This is a genomic window from Sphingopyxis sp., from assembly GCF_035686825.1.
Taxonomy (GTDB): Bacteria; Pseudomonadota; Alphaproteobacteria; order Sphingomonadales; family Sphingomonadaceae; genus Sphingopyxis.
The window spans coordinates 168525-192266 of sequence record NZ_DASRYZ010000004.1 but is presented as its reverse complement, the minus strand read 5'-3'; the positions used below and the strand labels follow the sequence as shown (position 1 = coordinate 192266).

General features: G+C 65.5%; 22 protein-coding genes. 15 read left to right on the top strand and 7 right to left on the bottom strand.

What is annotated here, in order from left to right; translation table 11 throughout:
• Positions 1-132 precede the first annotated feature (132 nt).
• Together VFG17_RS09740 and VFG17_RS09735 are read right to left on the bottom strand one after the other, a co-directional pair.
• Positions 133-882, bottom strand: a complete 750-nt coding sequence (locus VFG17_RS09740; protein WP_325029274.1) for a TorF family putative porin — start codon at positions 880-882, stop codon at positions 133-135.
• A 235-nt stretch (positions 883-1117) separates the two neighbouring features.
• Positions 1118-1870, bottom strand: coding sequence for a TorF family putative porin (locus VFG17_RS09735; RefSeq protein ID WP_325029273.1), 753 nt, complete (start codon positions 1868-1870; stop codon positions 1118-1120).
• A 194-nt stretch (positions 1871-2064) separates the two neighbouring features.
• Between VFG17_RS09735 and ispG the strand changes: the two genes are divergently transcribed.
• From ispG to VFG17_RS09720, 3 genes are all read left to right on the top strand, one after another.
• Entirely contained in the window at positions 2065-3216 is a 1152-nt protein-coding gene (ispG, locus tag VFG17_RS09730) for a flavodoxin-dependent (E)-4-hydroxy-3-methylbut-2-enyl-diphosphate synthase (protein ID WP_325029272.1), read from the top strand.
• Positions 3217-3444: 228 nt separating this feature from the next.
• Positions 3445-3861: a hypothetical protein gene (locus VFG17_RS09725; protein WP_325029271.1), complete on the top strand. Its 417-nt coding sequence runs from the start codon at positions 3445-3447 to the stop codon at positions 3859-3861.
• 31 nt (positions 3862-3892) lie between these two features.
• Positions 3893-4372, top strand: coding sequence for a GNAT family N-acetyltransferase (locus tag VFG17_RS09720; protein ID WP_325029270.1), 480 nt, complete (start codon positions 3893-3895; stop codon positions 4370-4372).
• 86 nt (positions 4373-4458) lie between these two features.
• On the opposite strand, the gene VFG17_RS09715 is transcribed toward VFG17_RS09720, so the two are convergent.
• The 3 genes from VFG17_RS09715 to VFG17_RS09705 all read right to left on the bottom strand — a co-directional run bounded on the left by VFG17_RS09715 (position 4459) and on the right by VFG17_RS09705 (position 6990).
• Entirely contained in the window at positions 4459-5568 is a 1110-nt protein-coding gene (locus tag VFG17_RS09715; protein ID WP_325029269.1) for a S41 family peptidase, read from the bottom strand.
• A 79-nt stretch (positions 5569-5647) separates the two neighbouring features.
• The gene (locus VFG17_RS09710) at positions 5648-5845 is read right to left on the bottom strand and encodes a hypothetical protein (protein WP_325029268.1); all 198 of its coding nucleotides are present in this window, start codon (positions 5843-5845) and stop codon (positions 5648-5650) included.
• Complete coding sequence (locus VFG17_RS09705; protein WP_325029267.1) at positions 5845-6990, bottom strand: acyltransferase family protein; 1146 nt, start codon at positions 6988-6990, stop codon at positions 5845-5847. Before VFG17_RS09705 ends, VFG17_RS09710 begins: the two co-directional genes overlap by 1 nt.
• A 92-nt stretch (positions 6991-7082) precedes the next feature.
• On the opposite strand from VFG17_RS09705, the gene VFG17_RS09700 reads away from it, so the two are divergent.
• The gene (locus VFG17_RS09700; RefSeq protein ID WP_325029266.1) at positions 7083-7934 is read left to right on the top strand and encodes a LytTR family DNA-binding domain-containing protein; all 852 of its coding nucleotides are present in this window, start codon (positions 7083-7085) and stop codon (positions 7932-7934) included.
• Between the two features lie 100 nt (positions 7935-8034).
• Here VFG17_RS09700 and VFG17_RS09695 read toward each other — a convergent pair whose 3' ends face one another.
• Positions 8035-9552, bottom strand: a complete 1518-nt coding sequence (locus VFG17_RS09695; protein ID WP_325029265.1) for an acyl-CoA carboxylase subunit beta — start codon at positions 9550-9552, stop codon at positions 8035-8037.
• A 56-nt stretch (positions 9553-9608) separates the two neighbouring features.
• Here VFG17_RS09695 and VFG17_RS09690 point away from each other — a divergent pair, with 56 nt between their 5' ends.
• The 3 genes from VFG17_RS09690 to VFG17_RS09680 are packed head-to-tail and all read left to right on the top strand — an operon-like array spanning position 9609 to position 11796.
• Complete coding sequence (locus tag VFG17_RS09690; RefSeq protein WP_325029264.1) at positions 9609-10097, top strand: thioredoxin family protein; 489 nt, start codon at positions 9609-9611, stop codon at positions 10095-10097.
• A 9-nt stretch (positions 10098-10106) separates the two neighbouring features.
• A complete protein-coding gene (locus VFG17_RS09685) occupies positions 10107-10886 on the top strand; it encodes an SDR family NAD(P)-dependent oxidoreductase (RefSeq protein ID WP_325029263.1) in 780 nt (259 codons plus the stop codon).
• A gap of 10 nt (positions 10887-10896) precedes the next feature.
• Entirely contained in the window at positions 10897-11796 is a 900-nt protein-coding gene (locus VFG17_RS09680; RefSeq protein ID WP_325029262.1) for a DMT family transporter, read from the top strand.
• Positions 11797-11901: 105 nt separating this feature from the next.
• On the opposite strand, the gene VFG17_RS09675 is transcribed toward VFG17_RS09680, so the two are convergent.
• The gene (locus VFG17_RS09675; RefSeq protein WP_325029261.1) at positions 11902-12849 is read right to left on the bottom strand and encodes an L-threonylcarbamoyladenylate synthase; all 948 of its coding nucleotides are present in this window, start codon (positions 12847-12849) and stop codon (positions 11902-11904) included.
• Positions 12850-12900: 51 nt separating this feature from the next.
• On the opposite strand from VFG17_RS09675, the gene VFG17_RS09670 reads away from it, so the two are divergent.
• The 8 genes from VFG17_RS09670 to VFG17_RS09635 all read left to right on the top strand — a co-directional run bounded on the left by VFG17_RS09670 (position 12901) and on the right by VFG17_RS09635 (position 23736).
• The gene (locus VFG17_RS09670; RefSeq protein WP_325029260.1) at positions 12901-14643 is read left to right on the top strand and encodes an acyl-CoA dehydrogenase; all 1743 of its coding nucleotides are present in this window, start codon (positions 12901-12903) and stop codon (positions 14641-14643) included.
• A gap of 114 nt (positions 14644-14757) precedes the next feature.
• The gene (locus VFG17_RS09665; protein ID WP_325029259.1) at positions 14758-17046 is read left to right on the top strand and encodes an EAL domain-containing protein; all 2289 of its coding nucleotides are present in this window, start codon (positions 14758-14760) and stop codon (positions 17044-17046) included.
• 729 nt (positions 17047-17775) lie between these two features.
• Positions 17776-19743: a ribonucleoside-diphosphate reductase subunit alpha gene (locus tag VFG17_RS09660; protein ID WP_325029258.1), complete on the top strand. Its 1968-nt coding sequence runs from the start codon at positions 17776-17778 to the stop codon at positions 19741-19743.
• Between the two features lie 121 nt (positions 19744-19864).
• A complete protein-coding gene (locus VFG17_RS09655) occupies positions 19865-20929 on the top strand; it encodes a ribonucleotide-diphosphate reductase subunit beta (RefSeq protein ID WP_325029257.1) in 1065 nt (354 codons plus the stop codon).
• Between the two features lie 122 nt (positions 20930-21051).
• Positions 21052-21282 carry a hypothetical protein gene (locus VFG17_RS09650; protein ID WP_325029256.1) on the top strand — a complete coding sequence of 77 codons (231 nt, stop codon included), beginning with the start codon at positions 21052-21054 and terminating at the stop codon, positions 21280-21282.
• 44 nt (positions 21283-21326) lie between these two features.
• The gene (locus VFG17_RS09645; RefSeq protein ID WP_325029255.1) at positions 21327-22328 is read left to right on the top strand and encodes a DUF3800 domain-containing protein; all 1002 of its coding nucleotides are present in this window, start codon (positions 21327-21329) and stop codon (positions 22326-22328) included.
• Positions 22329-22446: 118 nt separating this feature from the next.
• Positions 22447-22656: a GIY-YIG nuclease family protein gene (locus VFG17_RS09640; RefSeq protein WP_414712945.1), complete on the top strand. Its 210-nt coding sequence runs from the start codon at positions 22447-22449 to the stop codon at positions 22654-22656.
• Positions 22657-23016: 360 nt separating this feature from the next.
• Positions 23017-23736 (top strand): hypothetical protein, encoded by a 720-nt coding sequence (locus VFG17_RS09635; protein WP_325029254.1) that lies wholly within the window; start codon positions 23017-23019, stop codon positions 23734-23736.
• The last annotated feature ends 6 nt before the right edge of the window (positions 23737-23742 follow it).

Genomic DNA, 23742 nt, shown 5'->3' with positions numbered 1-23742 from the left:
TGGGGAGGGGGACCACCGAAGGTGGTGGAGGGGCGGCGACGTCGCAGCCCCTCCGTCAGCCCTGTGGGCTGCCACCTCCCCATCGCTACGCGACAGGGAGGATCGTACGACTTACGCCGCCCCGTCAGGCGATCAGAAAGATGCGCCCAGCGTGAAGACCACGGTCGGATCGTAAAGCGTGTCGACGGCCTTGACCCCCGTCTTCTTGACGTCGGTGTCGATATATTGCGCCGAGAAGGTCAGCGGGCCGGCGGCGAAGGACGCGCCGAGCGACCAGTCGACATATTGGCCGTCGGGCGAGACGAGACCGAGCGACCCGTCGTTATAGCCGATCCCCGCGGTCAGCGTGACCGGCGTGCCGGGAATGCCGTATCCGGCGCCGAGGTTCAGATAGATATTGTCCTGGTCGCCGAGCGAATCCTGCTTGGGCGCATAGGCGACCATGCCGGTGACCGAAACGGGACCGATGTCGTGCGACAGCTTGCCGATGCCTTCGAAATAGTCGGTCGGCGCGCCGCCGTCGTCGCTGCCCGGATAGGTGTACCAGGTCACGCCGATGTCGGCGGTCGTCCCGGGCGCGATTTCGGTGTTGAAGCCGCCATAGACGTCGAGTTCGAACTTGCCATAGGCGGGGCTGTCGGGAAGCGACGAGCCCCAGACCCCGGCATAGAAGCCGCTTTCGTGGCTGACGGTCAGCGTCGGCTGCACCGCGACCTTTTCGTTCGACAGCGAAATGCCGCGGAAACGATAGTCGCTCGTCACCGCGATGCCGCCCGACAGCGTGAGCGGGCCGGCGGCTTCTTCTTCCTGGGCAAAGGCCGGGGTGGACATCGCCGTCGCGGCGACAAGCGCACCAAGGCACGCGCGTACGAGAATTTTCATGGACAGATCCCTGTTAGTTGGTGGATCGTCCCTGCCTGCCGCACGGCTGCCGGCCTCTTTTCGGGTCTGGTCCCGTCGTGCGTGCGTCGATCTTCACCAGATTGGTGCGACGCACAAACGAAAAAGCAGCATCCGCCACGTTAAGAGGGCACAATGCGACTTTTGTGCAACAGTTGATTATGAATCGATGCGCAGCGCGAAATTATATTATACGAAATCGAGTCTCTGCGCGCGATCAGAAGGCAAGCCCGAGCTTGAATACCACCGTCGGGTCGTAAAGCGTGTCGATCGCCTTCACCCCCGTCTTCGCAATATCGGTGTCGATGTAGCGCGCCGAGAGCGTCGCCGGACCGACGACATAGGATGCGCCGAGCGACCAGTCGACATAATCGCCCGGGGGCGCGGTCAGCGCGAGCGAGCCGTCGGAATAGCCGACCCCGGCGTGGACCGTGACCGGCGTATTGGGGATGCCTGAGGAGACGCCGAGATTATAATACCAGCTGTCGCCCATCGATCGCTGCGCGGGCGCATAGGCAACGGTCCCGGTCGCCGACAGCGGACCGATGTCGTGCGACAGCTTGCCGCTGAACTCGACATAATCGGCGGGCCCGGCCCAGCTCCGGTTGCCGGGATAGCCGTACCAGATCACCCCGACATCGACCGAGGTGCCGGGCGCGATCTCGGTCGCATAGCCGCCATAGAGGTCGAGCTCGAACTTTCCCGACAGCGGACTGTCGGGCATCGTCGATCCCCAGACGCCGGCGTAAAGCCCGCTTTCATGGGCAAGCGTCAGCGTCGGTTGCAGCGCGATTTCCTCGTCCGACAGCGAAAGGCCGCGGAAACGATAGTCGCTGACGACCGCGACCTCGCCCGACAGCGAAAGCGGGCCGCCGCCGCCGGTAATCGGATCATCCTGGGCAAAAGCGGGGACCGGCATGGTCGCGGCCGCGAGCAACAGGCCGGTGCCGGCCGTGTCGAAAAAACGCATCAATACTCTTTCATTCTCGGGCGGAAACCGCCGATCGCGCCGCATCGGCACGACCGGAACCTCCGCCCCGTACCGGCGCAGCATAGGGCCGCCAATCTTCGCCCACAAGCCGCCCGCCGTCGCTTGGCTTTGCCAAGCCGCCCCGGCGCGGCTAAAGAGCGACGCATATCTCCCCATCTGTCGAGCCACTAGCGATGAGCGATCACAATCCCGGCCTGCGCCCCTGGCGCGATATTGCACGGCGGACAAGCCGCCAGATCATGGTCGGCACCGTCCCGGTCGGCGGCGGCGCGCCGATCAGCGTCCAGACGATGACCAATACGCTGACCAGCGATCCGGTCGCGACGATCGACCAGATCCGCCGCTGCGAGGAAGCGGGCGCCGACCTGATCCGCGTCTCCTGCCCCGACAGTGATTCGACCGCGGCACTCGGCAAGATCGTGCGCGCGGCGCGCATCCCGATCATCGCCGACATCCATTTCCACTATAAGCGCGCACTCGAGGCCGCCGACGCGGGCGCCGCGTGCCTGCGCATCAACCCCGGCAACATCGGCTCGTCGGAGCGCGTCGGCGAGGTCGTGCGCGCCGCGAAAGCCAACGGCTGCGCGATCCGCATCGGCGTCAACGCCGGCAGCCTCGAAAAGGATCTGCTCGAAAAATATGGCGAGCCCTGCCCCGAGGCGCTCGTCGAAAGCGCGCTCGATCATATCAAGCTGCTCCAGGATCACGACTTCCACGAATATAAGGTCGCGGTGAAGGCAAGCGACGTCTTCCTCGCGGTCGCCGCCTATGCGCAGCTCGCCGACGCGGTCGACTGTCCGCTCCACCTCGGCATCACTGAGGCGGGCGGGTTGATCGGCGGCACGGTCAAATCGGCGCTCGGCATCGGCAACCTCCTCTGGGCCGGCATCGGCGACACGATCCGCGTCAGCCTCTCGGCCGAGCCCGAAGAGGAAGTGCGCGTCGGTTACGAAATATTGAAGTCGCTGGGGCTCCGCACCCGCGGCGTCCGCGTCGTCTCCTGCCCCAGCTGCGCGCGGCAGGGCTTCGACGTCATCCGCACCGTCCAGGCGCTCGAAGAAGCACTCCAGCACATCAAGACCCCGATGTCGCTCTCGGTATTGGGCTGCGTCGTCAACGGCCCCGGCGAAGCGCGCGAAACCGACATCGGCATCACCGGCGGCGGCAACGGCAAGCATATGGTCTTCCTCTCGGGGGTCACCGACCATCATGTCGCCGACGCCGACATGATCCAGCACATCGTCGGGCTCGTCGAAGCGAAGGCCGCCGAGATCGAGGCGGGCAGCGCGGTGAGCATGGACGTGACGCACGGCAAGGCGGCCTAGGCGCGATTCCGCTTTGGGGTGGAGAGCGGACGTTGCTACCCCAACCTTCGTCATCCCGGACTTGATCCGGGATCCATTGCGTCGCCGAAGTCATGGACCCCGGATCAAGTCCGGGGTGACGATGCAATAAAGGTCGGCCTTCAGCCGAAACCGGCCGCTCACCCCACACCGCATTTACATCTCTGTCAGTAACAACTAACCTCGCATCCCCAGCAGGAGCAAGCCGCCATGCCCGCCAAGCCCGACACCCTCGACCGCCTCGTCCAGCTGCTGTTGCTTGTCGCCGCGGTCACGACGATCGCCAACGGCCTCTTCATGGTGGCGAAGCCGCTCGACTGGTATGTGTTCGTGCCCACCGTCGTCACCACCGGCCCGCCCAACGCGCATTTCATCCGCGACATCGGGCTCGCCTATCTGGGTTCGGGGCTGATCCTGCTCTATGCGACCGCCGGTCCCGCCCGCCGCTGGCGCGCGGCGTTCGTCGGCGGGCTGTGGCTGACCTTGCACGGGCTGCTCCACATCTATGAAGTCGCCGCCGGGATTTGCGGCCCCGCGACCTTCTGGGCCGATGCGCCGGCGGTGCTCGGCCAGCCCGCGCTCGTCATCGCGGCGCTCGCGATCCTGAAAGCGCGATCGCGCATTTGACAGCGTGCGTGCGCGCCGACACAGCAGCGCCATGACGCTATCGATCCGCTCCGCCACGCCAGCCGACCTGCCGCTGATCGCCGGGTTCATCCGCGACCTCGCCGAATATGAAAAGCTGTCGCACGAAGTCCGCTTCGACGAAGCCAGGCTCGGCGAAAATCTGTTCGGCGCGCGCCCCTATGCCGAGGTCGTGATCGGCGAAATCGATGGCGCGCCGCAGGGCTTCGCGCTCTTCTTCCACAATTTCTCGACCTTCGAGGGGCGCCCCGGCATCTATCTCGAGGATCTGTTCGTGCGCCCCGAAGCGCGCGGCTCGGGGCTCGGCAAGGCGCTGCTCGCGCATCTCGCCAAGCTTTGCGTCGAGCGCGACTATGCGCGCCTCGAATGGTGGGTGCTCGACTGGAACGCCCCGTCGATCGGGTTTTACTTGGGGCTAGGCGCCAAGCCGATGGACGAATGGACCGTGATGCGCGTCGATGGCGAGGCGCTGACGCGCTTGGCTTCCCAATAACATCGTCACCCCGGACTTGATCCGGGGTCCAAGCCACCGCCGTAGCATGGATGCCGGATCAAGTCCGGCATGACGAAAGAGGGAAATTAACGCGCGCCGCGCGGCCTCCGCCGTTCCATCGGCCAGCTCGGCATATGCGCGTCGGACAGACGCTTCGCCTCGGCGGGCGCGACGCCGAGCTCGGTCAGCGCGCGCGCCAATGCTTCCGCCGGCGGCGCCGCGATATCGGGCAAAACCCCCTCGCCTTCCCAATCCTTGCCCGTCACCGGATCATAGGTGCGCCCGACCGGAATGAAGGCCCCGTAACCGCCGCCCAATTGCTCGCCGCGCCCGAAATGATTGGCGCCCGCGGTCGGCGCGCCAACCAGCACCCCGCGTCCCGTGTGCTTCATCGCCAGCGCGAAATGCTCGGCCGCCGACGCGCTCGCGCCGGAGGTCAGCACATAGACTTTCGCGTCGCGCAACCGCCTATCCTCGTTCGGCGTCGCCCAATGCTCGCGCGCTACCATGCCCGCGTCGCCCTTCACCATGCGCATCGAGGCGATGCCGGCGATCGGCGATCCGCCCTCGGCATCGACCGACGCGCGCGTCGCCATCGTCACCAGCCGCGTTTCCTTGTCGAACAGCCAGGGAAAGATCGCGTCCATCTGGTCGAGCCCGCCGCCATTGTGCGTGCGGATGTCGAAAATGATCGCCTTCGCATCGGCATGATCGGCCATGAACTTCGCGGCCTCGGCGGTCACCGCATCGTCCATCGGAAAGACGTTGAAGCGAACGAAAGCGATCCCCGGAGCGATCCAGCCCGCCTGCTCGACCGGCACCTTGGGCGACCGGCGCACCGGTGCCGCACCGCCTGGAGCAGGCGCCGCTGCGTCCGCGGCAGCCTCGGGCACGCGCAGCCGCAGATGGCCGTCGGGCGCAACCGCGTTTACATCGCTGTCAACCGCCGCGCCCAGCGCCTCACCGCTCAGCCCCTTGTAGCGCCCCGCCGCGATCGCCGCGCGGATCGCGTCGGCGTAGCGTTTGCCCGTCTCCGAATAGAGATAGTCGCGTTCGAGCAGCGCCGCATATTTTTCGGCGATCGTCTCGGTATCGACCTCGTCGGCCGCCATCGCGGGCGGCGGCGCGAAAATCGGGCCGGCGGCGATGGCAGTCGCTACCAGCAGAGCGGGCAATAGGCGCGATGAACGAATCATATCTGTCTCCCATCCGGCCCCGGCCGCACGGAGGTGTATCATATCTGCAATACAGATCAACTACATTTGTAGTCAATCCCTATCGCTTCCGCGCGAACCAGACCAGCACCACGCCGACGACCATGAGGATGACGCCATTGCGCGTCCATGTCGTGTCGCCGAGCATGAAGCTGCTCGCCGGCCAGCGGACGATGTCGAGCCCCTGCAGCGCCCACAAACCGCCGACGAGGATCATCGCCACCCCGACGATCGCCAATATGCCCTTCAAAGCGCCCATCACATCCTCCCCGCTTTTCGCTGCAATCCGATCAGCGGTCGCAGCCAGCCGATGCTGCGCCCGATCGCATAGAAAAGCCAGCACCCGATCACCGTTGCCGCGATAAGGATCAGGAAGGAGGGCAAGGCCGCGACGCGAGCCTGAAGCAGCCACCAGCCCACGACGACGATGATCGTCTGATGGACAATGTAAAAGGGGAACACCGCCTCGGCGAGCATCGCGCGCTGCGGATGGTCGCGGTTCCACCAGCGGTCGGCGATCCCGACGAGCGCGACGATCGTCGCCCACCCCTGCACCTGCCGCGCGACATGGAACAGGATGATCGGCCAGTGCGGCGCGCGCGTATCGCCGGGCCATGTCCATTCGACCCATGCGACCGGCACGAAGGCGAGCAGCGCCAGCAGCGCCGCCGCCTTCCAGCAGCGCGCGACACTTTCGAACAGGATCGGCCGCACGCGCAACAGCCAGCCGGCCGCGAACGCCATCAAATAATGAAGATGCGACGGCCCATCGTCGAACAGCGCGTGCGTCTCCTCATGCCCGGGAAACGCCGCATAGACGGCAAGCCACCAGAGCATCGGGACGATCAGCAGCCCCCAGCCCGACAGCAGCCGCGCCGCACCGTCGGCGATCCGCGCGCGCGCCGCCGCGGGCAGTGCTGCCAGGAGCAGCGCCGCGAGCATCGTATAGACCCACAGATAGACGACGAACCACAGATGCTGCCAGGTCGGCAGAATGATCCCGCCGAGCGAGCCGAAGCGGAAATAGTCATGCGCCCAGAAATGCGGGAAGCCATGATCATAGCCATGCTGGCCGACCAGCTCGATCCACGGCTGCGGCGGGATGACGATCAGGATCCCGAAGGCGAGTGGAACCAGCAGCCGCGCGCTCCGCGAGCGCGCGAAGGCCCCCGCCCCGCCGAGCTTCGCCGCCAGCGCGGCGCTCGCATAGCCCGAGACGAGGAACAGCAAAGGCAGCCGCCAGCCGTTCGTCGCGAACATCGGGATCGCGACCCAGTCGATCACCGGGTCGATCTTCACATGCCAGCCCCACGGCACGAAAAACATGCCGATATGATAGAGGATCAGCAGCGCGAAGGCGCCGATCCGCAGCCAGTCCATTCCGTAATGCCGCGCCGCTTGCATCTGCCCAAATCTCCTTTGCCGGGACTTGCCGCAGCCGCTAATCGGAAAAGCGGACGGCGGGCGATCCCGGCGGGACGAACAGCGGGGCCGATGTGACGGAGAAAGACAGGGCCGGGACGAATGGCGGCGGAGCCGGGACGAGCGGGCTGAGCGCGCGCGCGCTGACCGCGCTGCTGCTCATGGCGATCTTCCTCTTCGGGCTCATCCGCATCACGGCCAATGTCTATTCCTATATCGCCGACCGGCAGGGCGCGGGCCTTGCGACGTCGCCGACGATCGCCTGGATGCTCGAAGGCAGCAGTCTCGCCGCCTGGGTGGTGATGATGATCCCCTGCTGGTTCACGGTCCGGCGCATCCGCCCGCCGCGCTTCTCGCTGCCCGCCACGATCGCGATCCACGCGCTGCTCGCGATCCCCGTCTCGCTCGGCCATATCGCGCTGATGGTCGCCTTTCGCACCGCGCTCTGGTGGACGATGGGGATCGGCTATGATTTCACCTCGCCCGATGGATCACCGATCCTCTATGAATTCCGCAAGGATCTCTCGGCCTATGCCGAACTCGTCTTCATCCTCTTCCTCGTCCAGTGGCTCGTCGCCCGCTACGCCGCGCCGCCCGCGCCGGCGCCCGAACGCAGGACGCTCGCGATCGGCGACGGGGCGGTCACGCATCACCTGCCGGTCGACGAGATCGAGCATGTCGGCGCGGCGGGAAATTATGTCGAGGTCGCCTGGCGCGGCGAGCGCCTGCTCCACCGCGCGACGCTGACCGCGATCGAGGCCGAACTCGCCGGCGCGGGTTTCGAGCGCATCCACCGCGGCCGCCTCGTCCGCCGCAATGCGGTGCGGCGCGTGGTCACCCACAAGAGCGGCGATTTCGACGTCGAAATGGCAAGCGGCGAGACGCTACGCGGCAGCCGGCGGTTTCGCGAGAATCTGGAAGGATGACCGGCACCCAACCATCCGTCATCCCGGACTTGATCCGGGATCCAGGCGACGTAGCGAGAATGTATCCCGGATCAAGTCCGGGATGACGACTGTGGGTGACTTACCCCACCACCCGCCACGCCAGTTCGGCAAACTCGCAGAGCAGCGGCCGCGTATCGCGCGGGTCGATGATATCCTCGACCCCGAATTTCTCCGCGGTGCGGAACGGCGAGCGGACGCGGTTCAATCGCTCGCGGATCGCCTCGAGATGCGCCGCCGGATCCTCGGCCGCCTCCAACTCGCTCTTGTATGCGACCTCGACCCCGCCCTCGATCGGCAGGCTGCCCCAGTCGCCCGACGGCCAGGCGAAACGATATTGGAAACGCTCGGCATTCGACATCGCGCTGCCCGCGATCCCGTATGCGCGGCGCACCACGACCGACGCGAGCGGCACCGTCGCGCGGTAGATCGCGTTCATCGCCTGCACGCCGTAGCGGATCGTCCCCGTCCGCTCGGCCTCGCCGCCGATCATGAAGCCCGGATTGTCGACAAGGTGGACGATCGGCAGCCGGAACTGATCGGCCATCTTGACGAAACGCTCGGCCTTCTCGCTCGTCTTCGCATCCCACGATCCGCCGAGGTACGACGGATCGCTCGCCAGCACCGCGACCGGATAGCCGTCGAGCCGCGCGAAGGCGGTGATCACCGCGCGCCCCCAGCGCGCACCCATTTCGAAGAAACTGCCCTGATCGAATACCGCGCCGGTGATGCGCCGCATCGAATAGACCTGTTTCGCCTCGCGCGGTACGACCGACAGCAAGCTCTCGTCGCGCCGGTCGACCGGATCGCTGCATATGGTGCGGTGCGCCCGGTCGTGGATTGACGACGGCAGGTACGACAGGAACCGCCGCGCCGCCGCGAACGCCTCGGCCTCGCTCGCCACCTCGTCGTCGACCACCCCGTTGCGCGTATGGACGTCGCTGCCGCCGAGTTCCTCGCGGTCGAGTGTGTCGCCGATCGCCGCCGCGACCGCCGGCCCCGCCGCGAACAGCTGCGACAGCCCGCGCACCATCACGCTGTAATGGCTCGCGACGACGCGCGCCGCGCCGAGCCCCGCGGTCGGCCCGAGCGCGAGCGCGACGACCGGCACCGTGTCGAGGTTCGCGATGATCTCGTCCCAGCCGGGCACGTGCGGGATATAGGTATAGCCCATATCCTCCAATGTCTTGACCGACCCGCCGCCGCCGGTGCCGTCGATCATCCGGATCAGCGGCAGGCGATATTCATGCGCCATCGCCTCGCACTGGACGAACTTCCTGTGCAGCGCCGCATCGGCCGCGCCGCCGCGCACGGTGAAATCATCGGCCGAGGCGACCACCGGCCGGCCGTCGATATTCGCGCGCCCGAAGATGAAATTGCTCGCGGCGAGGTCTTCGAGTTCGCCGTCGGCGTCATAGCGCCCGCGCCCCGCGATCTTGCCGATCTCGCGAAAACTGCCCGCATCGACGATGCCCGCGAGCCGCGCCCGTGCGTCCATCTTGCCGCGCCCATGCTGGCGCGCGACCTTTTCCTCGCCGCCCATCTTCTCGGCCATCGCGCGGCGCTGTCCGAGTTCGCCCACTTCTTTTTTCCAGCTCATGGAGGCGAGGCTATCTTACGTTGACGGAAACGTCATGCAAAACCTATCGTCACCCCATGCACCGCCCGATCGCCCTCGCCCTCACCGCCGCGCTGCTCGCGTTCGCACCCGCGACCGCCGGCGAAAAGCGCACGCTCCCGGGCATCGAGGATGCCTATAAGACCGGCGCCTTCGTCGCCGATCCGATGCCCGCGATCGATGCCGCGCTCGCCAAAGCGAGGCAGTCGGGCCAACCCGTCCTCCTCGTCATGGGCGCGAACGAATGCCACGACAGCGCGTGGCTCGCCAACCTCCTCGCCACCGACCGCTTCGCCCCCGTCCGCGCCCGCTACGCGATCGTCTACGCCGACATCGGCATGCCGCATGTGAAGGGCTTGGGCCGCAATCCCGACGTGCCCAAGCGCTTCGGCTTCCGCATCAAGGGCACGCCGACGGTGGCGATCCTCGACGCCGAAGGCCGCGTGCTCAACCGCAAGGCCGCGCCCAAATGGCGCAACGCCGCGAGCCGCAGCGACGACGACATCTACAATGAACTGATGCGATAGGGAGAGACGATGACCGACATGAACCTTGCGGGGCGCGTCGCGCTTGTCACCGGCGCCTCGCGCGGCATCGGCCGCGGCATCGCGATCGGCCTTGCCGAAGCGGGCGCCGATGTCGCGGTGAACTACACCCGCGGCGAGGAGGCCGCCGGCGAAACCGTCGCCGCGATCGAGGCGCTGGGCCGCAAGGCCAAAGCCTATCAGGCGTCGGTCACCGACGAAGCCGCGTGCGCCGCGATGGTCGCCGCCATCGAGGCCGACTTCGGCTCCATGTCGATCCTGATCAACAACGCCGGCATCGCAAGCCGCGGGCTCGCGGTCGCCGACACGAGCCCCGAAGAAGTCGACAGGCTCTTCGCCGTCCACGCCGCCGGCCCGCACCGCCTCAGCCGCCTTGCGCTGCCCCAGCTTCGCACCCACGAGCGCAGCGACATCATCGTCATCTCGAGCATCGCGACCTATACCCATTCGCCGAACGGCGCGCCCTATACGATGGCGAAGGCGGCGGGCGAAGCCCTCGCCTATGCGCTCGCCAAGGAAGAGCTGGTCAACGGCGTCCGCGTCAACATCGTCGCCCCCGCGCTCACCGTCAGCGACATGGGCGAAAAACTCTCGCGCGCGATCACCGGCAACACCGACATCCACCATCTCGACGCCAAAATGCCCTTCGGCCGCGTCGCCGTCCCCGCCGACGTCGCGGCGGCGGTGGTGTGGTTCGTCTCGGCCGCGAACCCCTATTGCTCGGGACAGAAACTCAATATCGACGGCGCGGGACAGGCGACCTTTCGCTAAAGGCGCTTCCATGCGCCCCGATTCGCCCTCGCCCGTCATCCCCTTCCTGATCGCCTGCGCGGGGATCGCGACCTATTCGGCGATGGACGTGCTGATGAAGGGGCTGTCGATCGACATCGGCGCCTATAACGCCGTGCTCTGGCGCACCGGCGCCGGCACGCTGCTGAGCGGCCTTCTCTATTTCGCGAGCCGCCCCAAATGGCCCGGTCGGGCGACGCTGCGGATCCACGCGTGGCGCTCGCTGTTCGTCGCGGGGATGGCGCTCTGCTTCTTCTGGGCGCTCGCGCGGCTGCCGATCGCCGAGGCGATCGCGCTCGCCTTCGTCGCGCCGCTGATGGCGCTCTACATGGCGGCGATCTTCCTCGGCGAGAAGATCGGCCCGCGTTCGATCGCGGCGTCGCTGCTCGGGCTCGCGGGGGTGATCGTCATCGTCGCGGGCAAGCTCGGCGGCGATTATTCGGACGAAGCGCTGTGGGCGGTCGGCGCGGTGTTCCTGTCGGCGATCTTTTACGCCTATAACCTCATCCTCGCGCGGCGGCAGGCGAAGATGGCCGAGCCGATGGAGATCGCCTTCTTCCAGAATTTCTTCGTCGCCGCGATCCTCGCGCTGGGGGCGCCATGGTTCCTCGCGGTTCCCGACGCGGGGCAGGCCCCGAACATCGTCGGCGCCGCCGTGCTCGCGACCAGCTCGCTGCTGCTTTTGAGCTGGGCCTATGCCCGCGCCGAGACGCAGATTCTCGCGACGACCGAATATACCGGCTTCCTCTGGGCGATGCTCTTCGGCTGGCTCTTCTTCGACGAAGCGGTGACGCTGCCGACGCTCACCGGCGCGGTGCTGATCGTCGCGGCCTGCCTGATCGTCGCGCGCAAGGCGCCGCACGGCGATCCGATCGAACCGGCGGCGGCTTGACCTTCTCCCCTCCCGCTTGCGGGAGGGGTCGGGGGAGGGCATGTCGTTCTTGGGAGATACCGAAACAGGCCCTCCCCTAACCCCTCCCCTAAATGGGAGGGGGACTTAAACCGCCGCCCGGCTCAACCGGTCGTTGATCGCCGCGCCCAGTCCGTCGGCCGGAATCGCCGCCACCGCGATCCTCGGCTTGGCACTTGCCGCTCCGGCATGCAGCGCGTCGAACAGCCTTGCCGCCGCCTCGGTCAAATCTCCGCGCGCGCTCAGGTCGTAATCGCCCGCGACCGCGCCGAACCCGATCCCGAACTCGTCGTCCGCGAACGCCGTCGCCCCCAGCCGCACCGGCTTCCCCGGCGCATAATGGCTCGCGAGCATGCCCGGCGCGACGATCTCCGCCCCCTTAACGCCCGCCACCACCAGCCCGCTCGCCGCCGCCAGCATATCCGCGGTCACCGGACCCGGCCGCAGTATTTCGACCGCACCGTCCTTCACCCGCGCGATCGTCGATTCGACCCCCGCGCTCGTCGCCCCGTCGTCGATCACCAACGCGATCCGTCCGTCGAGGCTGGCGAGGACATGCTCGGCCTTCGTCGGACTCACCCGCCCGCTCGCATTGGCGCTCGGCGCCGCGAGCGGTGCGCCGCTCTCCGCCAGCAGCGCCTGCATCGCGCGGTGCCCAGGCACCCTGAGCGCGATCGTGTCGAGCCCCGCTGTCGCGATGCTCGCGACCGGGCATCCGGGCGTGCGCGGCACCACCAGGGTCAGCGGCCCCGGCCAGAAGCGCGTCGCAAGCGCGCGTTCGGCGGCGCCGAACTCGCCCAGCGTCTCGGCCGCCGCGAGCGTCGGCACATGGACGATCAGCGGATTGAAATCGGGTCGCCCCTTCGCGGCATAGATGCGCGCGACCGCGTCGGCGCTCCGCGCGTCGGCGGCGAGGCCGTACACCGTCTCGGTCGGCACTGCGACCGGCTGCCCTGACGCGATCAGCGCCGCCGCTTCGGCGATAGACGCGCTATCGAAGGCGCGAACAATAGAGGGCTTTGAGGCTTCGGCCATGCCGCGCTATAGCGCCCGCGCAACGATATTCACCAGCAAAGTGGCCAATCCATGACCTATACGCCGCCCACCACCGAACAGCTCTTCGTCCTTAACCATATCGCGCGCATCGACGCGATGGCGCAGCACGAACGTTTCGCCGCTGCGACCCCCGATATGGTCGAGGCGATCGTCACCGGCATCGGCGAGTTCGCCGCCGACGTCTATGCGCCGCTCAACCGCGTCGGCGACACGACAAACCCCAAATGGGACAACGGTAACGTCACCATGCCCCCGGGCTTCAGGGAAGCGTATAAACAGTTCGTCGAGGCCGGCTGGGGCAGCATCGACGGGCCCGGCGACTATGGCGGGCAGGACCTGCCCTTCACCCTCGCGACCGTGGTGATCGAGGCGCTCGGCAGCGCGAACATGGGCTTTTCGCTGTGCAGCATCCTGACCCCCGGCGCGATCCACGCGCTGATGGCCTATGGCACCGAGGAGCAGCGCCAGACCTGGCTGCCCAAGCTGGTCACCGGCGAGTGGAACGGCACGATGAACCTGACCGAGCCCGCCGCGGGCAGCGACGTCGGCGCGCTGCGCTCGACCGCGGAGAAGGTCACCGAAGGCCCGAACGCCGGCCTCTACAGGATCAAGGGGCAAAAGATCTTCATCACCTTCGGCGAGCATGATCTCACCGACAATATCGTCCATCTCGTGCTCGCGCGCACCCCCGGCGCGCCCGAGGGAACGCGCGGCATCTCGCTCTTCCTCGTCCCCAAATACCGCCTCGACGAGGGCGGCAAGCCGACGATTTCAAACGGCGTCCACTGCGCCTCGATCGAGCACAAGCTCGGCATCCACGGCTCGCCGACCGCGGTGATGGTCTATGGCGAGGACGAGGATTGCCTCGGCGAGATCGTCGGCGGCGAAATGGGCGGCATGCGCGCGATGTTCGTGATGATGAACAACGCCCGCCTGATGATCGGCTGTCAGGGCATCCAGATCGGCGAGCGCGCGACGCAGCAGGCGCAGCGCTTCGCCGCCGAGCGGGTCCAGTCGGCGCTCGCGGGCGCGCCCGACCGCACCCCCGTCACCATCGACCAGCACCCCGACGTCCGCCGCATGCTGTGGCGGATGCGCGCGCAGACCGAGGCCGCGCGCGCGCTCACTTACTATGCCGCGGCGCAGATCGACTTCGGCAAGCTCGGCGACGAGGGCGCCGCGATGCGCGCCGAAGTGCTGATCCCGCTGGTCAAGGCGCACGCGACCGACATCGGCTGCGAGGTCGCCAGCCTCGGCGTGCAGGTGCATGGCGGCATGGGCTTCATCGAGGAAACCGGCGCCGCGCAGCATTATCGCGACGCGCGCATCGCGCCGATCTACGAAGGCACCAACGGCATCCAGGCCGCCGATCTGGTGGGCCGCAAGCTCGGCATGGCGGGCGGCGATCTCGTCCGCGGCCTGATCGACGACATTGCGGCGGGCGCCGCCGATTCCCCCGAATTGCAGCAGCTCGTCGACGCGTGCCGCGCGGTCACCGACTGGATGGTGAACGCGAACACCGCCGACCGGCTCGCGGGCAGCTATCCCTATCTCACCATGCTCGCGACGGCGACGTGCGGCTGGCTGATGGCGATCCAGCACAAGGCCGCGCGCGCCGCGCTCGACGAGGGGCACGGCGACCGCGCCTTCCTCGAGGCCAAGATCGCCTCGACGCGCTTCTACCTTCAGCAGATCGTCCCCGCGGCGACCGGGCTGGCGGCATCGGCGCTCGCCGGCGACGCCGCGCTCGAACCGCTGCCCGCGATCGCCTGAATCTGCCGGAATCCTGTGCTTTGCGTTCCGTCGCACGGCACGGGATTTCATTCATAATTAACGCGATGATAACCATCTGGGGCTAGACGCGACCGGCAATTGCTGGAGACGTGCGTGCCCTTCCCGGTCAAAAGTCTGATCATCAGCTGGCGAACGATCGCGCTGTCGTTGCTGCTCAGCGTGGTCGTGGGGCTGGCGGCGGTCAGCGAGCCGATCGATCGCGTGATCGAGGCTGCGATCGGCCGTGTTGCGTGGCGACCGGTGTCGGACGACATCGTCGTGGTGGCGCTCGACGACCGGACACTCGACGAAGTTGCCGGTCGCGATTTTTCGATGACCCGGCACGCGCAGCTGGTCGATGCGATCGACCGGGCCGGTGCGAAACGCCTGTTTATCGACTTCACTTATGACCGGCGCGAAAGCGATTCCGATTTTCGCTTGCTGACGGCGGCGGTGAAGAAAATGGGCGACCGCGCCATCCTTGCCGTCGCGGCGAAATCGGCACGCAGCGGCGATTCCGAATTGGCGCGCTTCCCCAGCCCCGCCTTCGGCACCGCGGCCCGGATCGCATGCATCGGCTGGGAATATGAACTCTGGCAGGTCTGGCGGATACCGATCACGCTGGACGTCAACGGACGGGCCATTCCAAGCTTCTCGTCATTGCTCGCGAACCGGCGATCGAACGAAGCCGGGGTTTATGCTCTCGACTATTCCTACAAGACGAGTTCGATTACCGAATATAGCGCAAGCGACGTCCTGTCGGGCAAGGTCGCGCGCGAACTTGCCGGGCGCGACGTAATCTTCGCGCCGACGGCGGCGGAGTTTCAAGACAATCATTATCTTCCCGGGCACGACCGCGTGCCAGGGGCCTATGTACATGTGATCGGTGCCGAAACGTTGAAACGCGGCATGCCTGTCGACATCGGCTGGTTTCCGCATCTCGCATTGACCGCGATTCTCCTGCTTGGCGCCGCCGCCTTTCGCCGCGCACGCTGGTTCAACATCATCGCTGCGGCGCTCGCCATCGTGCTGATCGTCAGCAAAATCTATCTGATGACGATGCTGGTCAGCAGTTCGATCGGGGCCGCCCTGTTCCTTGCCGCCGTGATCGGCGCAAACGTCTCGCGTACCAGCCGCCGCCGCCTGGCGCAGCGTGAAAACCCCCTGTCGGGCCTCCCCAATTTCGAAGCCTTGCGCTCGCAGCCGTCGTTCGGCAGCGCCACCGTCATCGCCGCCAAGGTCGTCAATTTCGAAGATCTCGCCGCCTTCATCCCGGGCGACGGCATCGGCAAGCTCGTCGAACAGGTCACCCGCCGGCTCCAGCTCGCGTCGCAGGGTACTGCGCTCCACCATGATCTCGACGGCACCTTCGCCTGGCTGGTGCCCTATTATCAGCACAGCCAGATCGAGGGGCAGCTCGCGGGCCTCGCCGCGCTGTTCAACGCGCCGTTGACGATCGGCGAGCTGCGTGTCGACGTCGCGATCGCCTTCGGCGTCAACGACGAGTTCGAAGGCTCGAACGCGCAGCGTCTCGCCGCCGCGCTCGTCGCCGCCGAACGCGCGATCCGCACCCGGTCGCTCTGGACCAAATATACCTCGCGCCAAAAGGAGGACGCGGGCTGGCAGCTGAGCTTCCACTCGCAGCTCGAAGACGCGCTCACCGGCGGCGACATCTGGGTCGCTTTCCAGCCGCAATATGAAATCGCGTCGAAAAAGCTCGTCGGGGTCGAGGCGCTCGCGCGCTGGACGCACCCGACGCGCGGGCCGATCCCGCCCGACGAGTTCATCGTCCAGGCCGAAAAGAGCCAGGATATCTATCGCCTCACGCTGTTCGTGATGGATCAGGCGATCCGGTCGGCGGCGCAGCTGCGCGAGCGCGGCATCCACATCAACATGTCGGTTAACCTGTCGGCGAGCCTGCTCGACCACAGCGACCTTGTCGGCACGATCCGCGTGATGCTGACCGCGCATCACCTGCCCCCCGAGACGCTGACGATCGAGATCACCGAAACCGCGCAGATCGAAAACAGCCGCCAGGCGCGCCAGACGCTCGCACAGCTGCGCCGGACGGGCATCCGCCTGTCGATCGACGATTATGGCACCGGCCAGTCGAACCTCGAATATCTGACCGAGATCGAGGCCGACGAGATCAAGATCGACAAGCGATTCGTGATGACGATGCGCGATTCGCAGCGGAACCTCGAAGTGGTCAAATCGACGATCGATCTCGCGCACCGCCTCGGCGCCGTCGCGGTCGCCGAAGGCATCGAGGACGGCGAAACCATGGCCCTGCTCGCCGGCCTCGGCTGCGATGTCGGCCAAGGCTATCATCTTGGAAAACCACAATTGTTTTCCGAACTGACCGCGACTCTCACGGCGCTTCCCCATAACCGCATCGCATAACTGCCAGATTGGCTATAATGCTTATAGTTAAGACTCGATTTACCTTACTAATTAAGGTATACGCCCTGTTAACTGTTCCGCATGGGCAGTGCCAACAGGAGATCTGAAATGGGTTGGTTTTGGAAATTTCTGGGTGGCGGCGGCACCGGCAACGGTGGCGGCCAGGCCTAACTCGGAAACAAATTAAAAGGAGAGGGCTCCGGCATCGCCGGGGCCCTTTCTTTTTGCCCAACGCCGATCCTGTGCGGGCGCCAGGCGAGACCGCCCCTCTGGCCGTCGCCGCGTCGCGCTTCGGGTAATGGCGCCGCGTCGCGGCAAGCCCTTCTTCGCGACCGAAAAAATTTTGGTCCCGCACCCGTATCCGCCCCTTCGCGCGCAAAGCCGCGGAAACGCTGGCGCGACGCCTTTTGTTCGTGCATCGGAGGCGACGAGACGAATCAAATTATCGACGAGTTGAGTCTTCAACCTGTCATTTACCGTCTTGCATCGTCGCGCCGACGTGGCACTATAGGTGGTGGGTCAACCACGGGGGCACCCCAATAAATAGTATTCGGCTGCAAGTGGCGGATTTCCGTCGTCCATCGCATATGGACCCGGAAAAACCCTTGCTGCGCCCAAAAAAAGTGCCCCGTGGACGGGTTTAGATGCTAGGATCGGGGCTTCGCCCTGAGTCGAACAAGACAGGAACAAAGCGCACCCATGTGCGCGCTGAGATCGGGGGCGAATGCGATGGATTTTCGGGAAAGCGAACGGGTGGAGACGAGCGACGTGGCGACGATGGAACTGGCGAAGAATGACGCTCCGGCGGCATCCGAAGCGAAGCGCGAATCGAAGAATGATTCGGCGCCCGAGCCGAAGCCCGCGGCCAAGCTCAACGACGGCAGCGAGCCCAAGGTTCACGCGCGCCGCTTCGACATCGCGACCGATGCGAGCCGCGACGCGCTGCTCACCGATTTCGGCAAGGAAACGCTGCAGGACCGCTATCTCCTGCCCGGCGAATCATACCAGGATCTCTTCGCGCGCGTCGCCGACGCCTATGCCGACGATCAGGATCATGCGCAGCGCCTCTACGACTATATCTCGAAACTGTGGTTCATGCCCGCGACCCCCGTTCTGTCGAACGGCGGCACCGGCCGCGGCCTGCCGATCTCCTGCTACCTCAACTCGGTCGACGACAGCCTCGAGGGCATCGTCGGCACGTGGAACGAGAATGTCTGGCTCGCGAGCCGCGGCGGCGGCATCGGCACCTATTGGGGCGCGGTGCGCGGCATCGGCGAACCCGTCGGTTTGAACGGCAAGACCAGCGGCATCATTCCCTTCGTCCGCGTGATGGACAGCCTCACCCTCGCGATCAGCCAAGGCTCGCTCCGCCGCGGTTCGGCCGCCTGCTACCTCGACATCTCGCACCCCGAGATCGAGGAGTTTCTCGAGGTCCGCAAACCCTCGGGCGACTTCAACCGCAAGGCGCTCAACCTCCACCACGGCGTGCTGATCACCGACGAGTTCATGGAGGCCGTCCGCGACGGCGCCGAATTCAACCTGCGCAGCCCCAAGGACCAGAGCGTCCGCGGCACCGTCGATGCGCGCGGGCTGTTCCAGAAGCTCGTTGAAACGCGCCTCGCGACCGGCGAGCCCTACATCATCTTCATCGACCAGGTGAACCGCATGATGCCGAAGCATCATCGCGACCTCGGGCTCAAGGTCACCACCTCGAACCTCTGCAGCGAAATCACGCTACCGACGGGGCGCGACCATCTCGGCAACGATCGCACCGCGGTCTGCTGCCTCTCGTCGCTCAACCTCGAAACCTGGGACGAGTGGAACGGCGACAAAAGCTTCATCGAGGATGTCATGCGCATGCTCGACAATGTCCTTCAGGACTATATCGACCGCGCCCCGCCCGAAATGGCGCGCGCCAAATATAGCGCCAGCCGCGAACGCTCGGTCGGCCTCGGCGTCATGGGCTTCCACAGCTTCCTGCAGGCGCGCGGCCTGCCGTTCGAAGGGGCGATGGCGAAATCGTCGAACCTGCGCGTCTTCAAGCATATCCGCGCGCAGGTCGACGCCGCCTCGATGCTGCTCGCCAACGAGCGCGGCCCCTGCCCCGACGCCGCCGATCAGGGCGTGATGGAACGCTTCAGCTGCAAGATGGCGATCGCGCCGACCGCGTCGATCTCGATCATCTGCGGCGGCACCAGCGCGTGCATCGAGCCGATTCCCGCGAACATCTACACGCACAAGACGCTCTCGGGCAGCTTCTCGATCCGCAACCCGCACCTCGAGGCGCTCCTCGTCGACAAGGCGAAGAACAGCGACGCGATCTGGAACTCGATCCTCGAACGCGGCGGCAGCGTCCAGCACCTCGACTTCCTGACGCAGGACGAGAAGGACTGCTACAAGACCAGCTTCGAGATCGACCAGCGCTGGCTGCTCGAACTCGCCGCCGATCGCACGCCCTACATCGATCAGGCGGCGTCGCTGAACCTGTTCATCCCCGCCGACGTCGAGAAATGGGATCTGCTCATGCTCCACTATCGCGCGTGGGAACTCGGGATCAAATCGCTCTATTATCTCCGTTCGAAATCGGTGCAGCGCGCCGGCTTCGCGGGCGGGGTCGAGGCCGACAATACGCCCGAGGCCGCGAAGTTCGAACTGGCCGGCAGCACCGACTACGACGAGTGCCTGGCCTGTCAGTGAGCCTTCGCCCCTCCCTCGTCACCCCGGACTTGATCCGGGGTCCACGCGAAGGAGCGCAAACCATCGATGGATTCCGGCTTTCGCCGGAATGACGAACAAGATCTGATCCAAGGATAAGCCGATGCCCCTTCTCGAAGCCCGCAAGACCTACAAGCCCTTCGAATATCCGTGGGCGTTCGATTTCTGGAAGCGCCAGCAGCAGATCCACTGGGTGCCCGAGGAAGTGCCGCTGGGCGAGGATTGCCGCGACTGGGCGCAGAAGATTTCGGACCACGAACGCAATCTGCTCACGCAGATTTTCCGCTTCTTCACGCAGGCCGATATCGAGGTGCAGGATTGCTACCACGAAAAATATGGCAGCGTGTTCAAGCCGACCGAGATCAAGATGATGCTGACCGCGTTCAGCAACATGGAAACGGTGCATATCGCGGCATACAGCCATTTGCTCGACACGATCGGTATGCCCGAGAGCGAATATGGCATGTTCCTCGAATATGACGAGATGCGCGCCAAGCACGACTATATGGGCACCTTCGGGGTCGAGAGCGACGAGGATATCGCGCGCACGCTCGCGATGTTCGGCGGCTTTACCGAAGGCTTGCAGCTCTTCGCCAGCTTCGCGATGCTGATGAACTTCCCGCGCTTCAACAAGATGAAGGGCATGGGCCAGATCGTCAGCTGGTCGATCCGCGACGAAAGCCTCCACTGCGAAGGCATCATCAAGCTGTTCCACACCTTCACCAAGGAACGCGGCTGCCTGACCAAGGCGGTGAAGGAAGACATCATCGACACCTGCCAGAAAACGGTGCGGCTCGAGGATGCGTTCATCGACCTCGCGTTCGAACAGGGCCCCGTCCCCGGCATGACGCCCAAGGAGATCAAGCGCTACATCCGCTACATCGCCGACTGGCGCTTGGGCCAGCTCGGCTTCCAGCCGATCTACATGATCGACGAACACCCGCTCCCCTGGCTCGCCCCGCTCCTCAACGGCGTCGAGCACGCGAACTTCTTCGAAACGCGCGCGACCGAATACAGCAAGGGCGCGACGCGCGGCGACTGGAACACCGTGTGGTCGAGCTTCGACAACCGCAAGAAGGCGAAAGCCAACGACGACGGCACGACGGCCGGCGAAGCGGGCGACGACGGCGAAGACATGTTCGCCAAGGCCGGCATCGCCGCGGAATAGTTTATATCCCCTCCCGCAAGCGGGAGGGGCAGCGAGACTTGCGGGCAGAGCCCGCTAGTCGCAGCGGGGTGGGCACCAAAGCCCACCTGCCGCACCAGACAAGAAGAAGCCCGAGGCCAAAAATGACCGAAAAGAAAAAAGAAAAACTCCTGATCCTCAGCCAGCCCCAGCGCGCGACCCTCGAAGGCCTCTCGAACCGCCGCCCCCAACTCCCCACCGACCCCGTCCGCGACGAACTCGTCACGCTGGGCCTCGTCGTCAAACAGGGCGCCAAATGGGCGCTGACCCCGACAGGCAAGAAGGTGCTGGCGGCGGGATCGAACCGGCGGAATGCCGGGGGGTTTTCGGTTTAAAAAGCCGCAACGCAACTGCCAACTAGTGCAGGACGAGCTTTGATTTGCACATCTTCATCGACGAATCTGGCACTTTCGCGATACCTGCTGCTGGGCAAACAAGCCCTTGTATAGTCGGCGCGCTCATTGTCCCTGACTATACGATTGGTCGCCTTTTTCAGAAGTACGAGCGACTGCGTCAACATCTGCCCAAGGAGGGCGGTGAGGTAAAAGGGCGGAGGCTTAACGAAACACAAGTCGATTCCGTCATGACATGGCTCCGGCGAAATCACTGTCTTTTCGAAGCTATCGTGATCGAAATGGGGCGAGAATCTGCGGCGGATCTTGCAGAGCATCAACTAAAAGCAGCCGAAGCGCTGACTGCCAATCTAACCGACGAACATCATCCAGAGCTTGTCGCAGGCGTGAAGAAGCTCAAGTCTCGCCTCGAAGCGATGGCCCTGCCGCTCTATGTGCAAGCCGCGCTAATGAACGTGCTACTCGCTCGAATCATACGGGAGCTTCCAGCCTATTGGATTCAGCGACAACCAAAGGAAATTCTCAATTTTCATTGGGTGGTTGATGGCAAGGGGATCGATAGCGAGACGAGCTCGGAAAACTGGTGGTCGACAACCAAGGCAGGCTTCCTCCAATCGGCGTTAGCTCGCGAACCCGTGATTATGCTGGACTGGTTGGATTATACTGCGTTCGATAACAAATATCTGATGCCGATGCCCGATTATCTGAAAGAAACGATACTTCCTTACGAGCACGGATATAATCTCAAGTTGCTTTTGGAAGAAGATTTCCAGTTCAACTCGGGCGTCGATTATGGTCTCGAATTGGCAGACATCGTGACCAACGCTACACGGCGCGCACTCAAAGGAAATCTTAGTTCGGAAGGCTGGCGACAGATTCCTGCACTGATGATCGCGCGCGAACAGGCACTCCACTTTTGCTCGCTGAGCAAGGCAGTCGATAGTTCTCATCTCCCTTATCGCAATATCGTGACGAAAGCGTTCCGACACGGAGGCCGGGATATGCTCACGGCGGCAAGCCGTCGCTAAATACGCATGGATGCCGGATCAAGTCCGGCATGACGACCCGAAGAGAAGCCTCCAATCCGACCTAATCTCGTCACCCCGGACTTGATCCGGGGTCCATCGCCGCCTTAGCCTCCACCCCATGCACGCCGACTTCCAGCCCTGCGCCTATATCATGGCCGGCGCGCCGCACGGCACGCTCTACACCGGCGTCACCTCGCACCTGATCCAGCGCGTCTGCCAGCATCGCGACGGCAGCTTCGGCGGCTTCACCAAACGCTACGGCGTCAAGACGCTCGTCTGGTTCGAACTCGCCGGGACGATGCACACCGCGATCACCCGCGAAAAGTAGATCAAGAACTGGCAGCGCCAGTGGAAGATCGAGCTGATCGAGGCGGCGAATCCTGATTGGCGCGACCTCGCCGAAGAACTCGGGTTGCCGCCGCTCGGCACGTGACGCCGACCCTCCGCGCTTCCCCCTCTTTCGTCATGCCGGACTTGATCCGGCATCCATTCCAGCGCCGGCGTCATGGACCCCGGATCAAGTCCGGGGTGACGAAAGGGGGGAGCGCGCCGTGTCTTGGTGACTTTGCGCCTTCGCGCGAGACCAAACCTCGCCCACGCCGCACCCCGCCCCCCCAAATCCTATTTCGCACACCCCACTCCCGAAACCCCCTTTCCTACATTATCCGGCTATGCTCCAAACTGGCGGATGAGCCACATCGCCCCCATCCCCTCGCCCGGCGCGGCCCCCGTTGCCGCGGCCGATGTCACCCCCGCGCTCGACGCGCACGGCCACGACCCCGCCGCCTATGATTGGGTGCCGGTGCTGAAAAAGCGCCGCAAGGACGGCTGGTCGCCCGACAAGCAGCGCGCCTTTATCGAGGCGCTGGCCGACAGCGGGTCGGTCGTCACCGCGGCGCAGCGCGTCGGCATGTCCGAATCCTCCGCCTATCGCCTGCGCCGGTCGCCGGGGGCCGAGGCGTTCGACCGCGCCTGGGGCGCGGCGATCGATGCGGCGTCGAAGAAATTGCTCGACGCCGCCTTCGAACGCGCGCTCGTCGGCACCGACGAGCCGGTGTTCGACCGCGACGGCAACCGCGTCGGACGCCGCCTGCGCCAGAGCGACCGGTTGCTGATGTTCCTGCTGCGTGCCTATGGCCCCGACTGTTTCCGCGATGCCGCGGCCCGCGGCACCGCCCCCGCACCGGCGGTCACGCCGGTGGCCGAGGCTTTGGTCCATCTGCACCCCGCGCCGCCCGCCGCGCCCGAAGCGCTGATGGCGCCGGGCGATCTCGTGGTGGCGCTGGAGGTGGCCGATATGGGCGACGGGGCGCTGCCGCGCTGGCACCGCGACGATGCGGACGATGCCGCCGCGGTGCCCACCGAACCGCCGCGCGCGTCGGCGCGCGACGAGGCTGACCTTTCGTGACCTTTG

Bases quoted from the DNA above. Each gene is read 5' to 3' on its own strand.
- VFG17_RS09740 (WP_325029274.1), bottom strand. From the start codon at position 882: ATGAAAATTCTCGTACGCGCGTGCCTTGGTGCGCTTGTCGCCGCGACG.
- VFG17_RS09635 (WP_325029254.1), top strand. From the start codon at position 23,017: ATGAGCCACATCGCCCCCATCCCCTCGCCCGGCGCGGCCCCCGTTGCC.
- VFG17_RS09690 (WP_325029264.1), top strand. From the start codon at position 9,609: ATGCACCGCCCGATCGCCCTCGCCCTCACCGCCGCGCTGCTCGCGTTC.
- VFG17_RS09650 (WP_325029256.1), top strand. From the start codon at position 21,052: ATGACCGAAAAGAAAAAAGAAAAACTCCTGATCCTCAGCCAGCCCCAG.
- VFG17_RS09655 (WP_325029257.1), top strand. From the start codon at position 19,865: ATGCCCCTTCTCGAAGCCCGCAAGACCTACAAGCCCTTCGAATATCCG.
- ispG (WP_325029272.1), top strand. From the start codon at position 2,065: ATGAGCGATCACAATCCCGGCCTGCGCCCCTGGCGCGATATTGCACGG.
- VFG17_RS09685 (WP_325029263.1), top strand. From the start codon at position 10,107: ATGACCGACATGAACCTTGCGGGGCGCGTCGCGCTTGTCACCGGCGCC.
- VFG17_RS09735 (WP_325029273.1), bottom strand. From the start codon at position 1,870: ATGCGTTTTTTCGACACGGCCGGCACCGGCCTGTTGCTCGCGGCCGCG.
- VFG17_RS09710 (WP_325029268.1), bottom strand. From the start codon at position 5,845: ATGGGCGCTTTGAAGGGCATATTGGCGATCGTCGGGGTGGCGATGATC.
- VFG17_RS09640 (WP_414712945.1), top strand. From the start codon at position 22,447: ATGCACGCCGACTTCCAGCCCTGCGCCTATATCATGGCCGGCGCGCCG.
- VFG17_RS09705 (WP_325029267.1), bottom strand. From the start codon at position 6,990: ATGCAAGCGGCGCGGCATTACGGAATGGACTGGCTGCGGATCGGCGCC.
- VFG17_RS09725 (WP_325029271.1), top strand. From the start codon at position 3,445: ATGCCCGCCAAGCCCGACACCCTCGACCGCCTCGTCCAGCTGCTGTTG.
- VFG17_RS09715 (WP_325029269.1), bottom strand. From the start codon at position 5,568: ATGATTCGTTCATCGCGCCTATTGCCCGCTCTGCTGGTAGCGACTGCC.
- VFG17_RS09680 (WP_325029262.1), top strand. From the start codon at position 10,897: ATGCGCCCCGATTCGCCCTCGCCCGTCATCCCCTTCCTGATCGCCTGC.
- VFG17_RS09675 (WP_325029261.1), bottom strand. From the start codon at position 12,849: ATGGCCGAAGCCTCAAAGCCCTCTATTGTTCGCGCCTTCGATAGCGCG.
- VFG17_RS09670 (WP_325029260.1), top strand. From the start codon at position 12,901: ATGACCTATACGCCGCCCACCACCGAACAGCTCTTCGTCCTTAACCAT.
- VFG17_RS09660 (WP_325029258.1), top strand. From the start codon at position 17,776: ATGGATTTTCGGGAAAGCGAACGGGTGGAGACGAGCGACGTGGCGACG.
- VFG17_RS09720 (WP_325029270.1), top strand. From the start codon at position 3,893: ATGACGCTATCGATCCGCTCCGCCACGCCAGCCGACCTGCCGCTGATC.
- VFG17_RS09695 (WP_325029265.1), bottom strand. From the start codon at position 9,552: ATGAGCTGGAAAAAAGAAGTGGGCGAACTCGGACAGCGCCGCGCGATG.